This window comes from Halovulum marinum (assembly GCF_009697225.1).
Lineage (GTDB): Bacteria > Pseudomonadota > Alphaproteobacteria > Rhodobacterales > Rhodobacteraceae > Halovulum > Halovulum marinum.
Map to the genome: position 1 here is coordinate 1 of NZ_WIND01000053.1, position 2,317 is coordinate 2,317.

The window sequence follows — 2,317 nt, forward strand, 5'->3', positions numbered from 1 at the left end:
TGCCCCATCATGTCCGGCCGGAAGGCAAGTCAATGTATTTGCTTGGAAACGAGATTGTTGACTTCACTACGCCCATTCCGGAAGCGAACGTTCTACCTGCACAGGTAGAAGGATCGTTCTACCCGAGACGGAGGCGAAGATGCAGGACATTCCCACCACCATGCGCGGCGTGGTGCTGACCGGCCACGGCGGCCCCGAGGTGCTGGAATGGCGCGAGGATCTGCCGGTGCCGCAACCCGGCCCAAGGCAGGTGCTGATCCGGGTCGGCGCCTCGGCGGTCAACAACACCGACATCAACACGCGCATCGGCTGGTACTCGCGCTCGGTGCGGGGCGACACCGCCTCGGGCGCCGCGGGCTATGACGACGCGCCCGCGGACGGCGGCTGGGCCGGCGCGCTGAGCTTCCCGCGCGTTCAGGGCGCGGACTGCTGCGGGCGGATCGCGGCGGTGGGCGAGGGCGTGGACGCCGCCCGCGTGGGGGAGCGTGTCATGGTGCGCCCGATGCACCCGCCGATGGACCCGGGCAGCGACCTGCCGCTGATGACCTTCGGCTCGGAATATGACGGAGCGTTCGCCGACTACACGGTGACGTGGGCCGAACACGCTGTCCGGGTCCAGTCTGACCTGTCGGACGTGGAACTGGCCAGCTTTCCCTGCGCCTTCTCGACCGCCGAGGGGATGATCCAGCGCACCGGCCTGGGAACCGGGCGGGTGCTGGTCACCGGCGCTTCGGGCGGCGTCGGCTCGGCGGCAATCCAGCTGGCGAAGCGGCGCGGGGCGCATGTCACGGCGGTGACCAGCCCGGCCAAGGCCAAGGCGCTGCGCGATCTGGGCGCGGACGCGGTGCTGGGCCGCGAGGATGATCTTCCCGAAGGCGCGTTCGACGTGGTGCTGGACCTTGTCGGCGGGCCGCGCTGGCCGCTGCTGCTGGACGCGCTGCGCCCGGGCGGGCGCTATGCGGTGGCGGGCGCCATCGCCGGGCCGATCGTCGAGCTGGACCTGCGCACGCTCTACCTGAAGGACCTGACGCTGCTGGGCTGCACCAGGCAGGCGGATTCGGTGTTCACCGACCTGGTCGGCCATGTCGAGCGCGGCGAGATCCGCCCGCTGATCGCCGAGACCTATCCGCTGCGCGAGATCCGCGCGGCGCAGGCGGCGTTCCAGGACAAGGGCTTCACCGGAAAGATCGCGCTGCGCGTCGGCGGCTGAGGCCGCGACAGGCTTTCGGCGCGGGTCCGCAGGCTGTAAACAGTCGGAAACGGCGGACCATCGGGGGCGGCATGCGCATCGGATTCGACTACGGCGGCACCAAGATCGCCGGCATCGCGCTGGACGGCGACGGCACCACGCTGGCGACCGGCCGGGTGCCGACGCCGCGTCACGACTACGACGGCGGCATCCGGGCGATCCGCGGCCTGATGGAGGCGCTGGAGGCCGACGCCGGCCGCAAGGCGGACCGGGTGGGCATCGGCGTTCCGGGTTCGGTCGACCGGGATACCGGGCACGTGTCGATGGGCAACTCGGTCTGGCTGCACGGGCGCGACCTGCGCGGCGACCTGAACGCGGCGCTGGAGCGGCCGGTGGCGGTCGCCAACGACGCCAACTGCTTCGCCCTGTCCGAGGCGGTGGACGGCGCCGGCGCCGGCTGCCAGGTGGTGTTCGGCGCCATCCTCGGCACCGGCGTCGGCGGCGGCATCGCCGTGCATGGCCGGGTGATCGAGGGGATCAACGCCATCGGCGGCGAGTGGGGGCACATCCCCCTGCCCGATCCGACCGACGACGAGCGCCCCGGCCCGCTGTGCAGCTGCGGCCGCCCCGGCCACACCGAGGCCTGGCTGTCCGGACCGAGCCTGAAGTCGGATCACGAGCGGGTTTGCGGATTGCAGCACGGCACCGGCCCCGAAGCCCCCCAGATCGCCGAGCTGGCGGCGGCGGGCGACCCGGACGCCGAAGCGACGATGAAGCGCTACGAGGATCGCCTGGGGCGCTCGCTGGCGGTGATCGTCAACACGCTGGACCCGGACGTGATCGTGCTGGGCGGCGGCGTGTCGAACATCGACCGGCTGTACGACACCGTGCCCGAGCGGATCCGCCCGCACGTGTTCGGCGACCGGTTCCGCACCCGGCTGGTGAAGAACATGCACGGCGATGCCTCGGGGGTGCGCGGGGCGGCCTGGCTTTAGGTGCGCGGGCGGTGCCCTCCGGCGGCTGGCGGCGGCCTCCGGCGGGGGTATTTCGGAGAGGGTCTATTCCAGCTGAGTAGGTCTGAGAGCATGTTAAGGTGCTCTTATGGCTCAGAAAAACCGCTATCTGTTT

2 protein-coding genes are annotated in these 2,317 nt (G+C 71.0%); both read left to right on the forward strand.

Annotated elements, in window-relative coordinates:
* Positions 1 to 139: 139 nt before the first annotated feature.
* Entirely contained in the window at positions 140 to 1,210 is a 1,071-nt protein-coding gene (locus GE300_RS21900; RefSeq protein WP_154449686.1) for an alcohol dehydrogenase family protein, read from the forward strand.
* Positions 1,211 to 1,281: 71 nt separating this feature from the next.
* On the forward strand, positions 1,282 to 2,184 hold the full coding sequence (locus tag GE300_RS21905) for an ROK family protein (RefSeq protein WP_154449687.1): 903 nt from the start codon (positions 1,282 to 1,284) through the stop codon (positions 2,182 to 2,184).
* Positions 2,185 to 2,317: the final 133 nt, after the last annotated feature.

Bases quoted from the DNA above. Each gene is read 5' to 3' on its own strand.
- GE300_RS21900 (WP_154449686.1), top strand. From the start codon at position 140: ATGCAGGACATTCCCACCACCATGCGCGGCGTGGTGCTGACCGGCCAC.
- GE300_RS21905 (WP_154449687.1), top strand. From the start codon at position 1,282: ATGCGCATCGGATTCGACTACGGCGGCACCAAGATCGCCGGCATCGCG.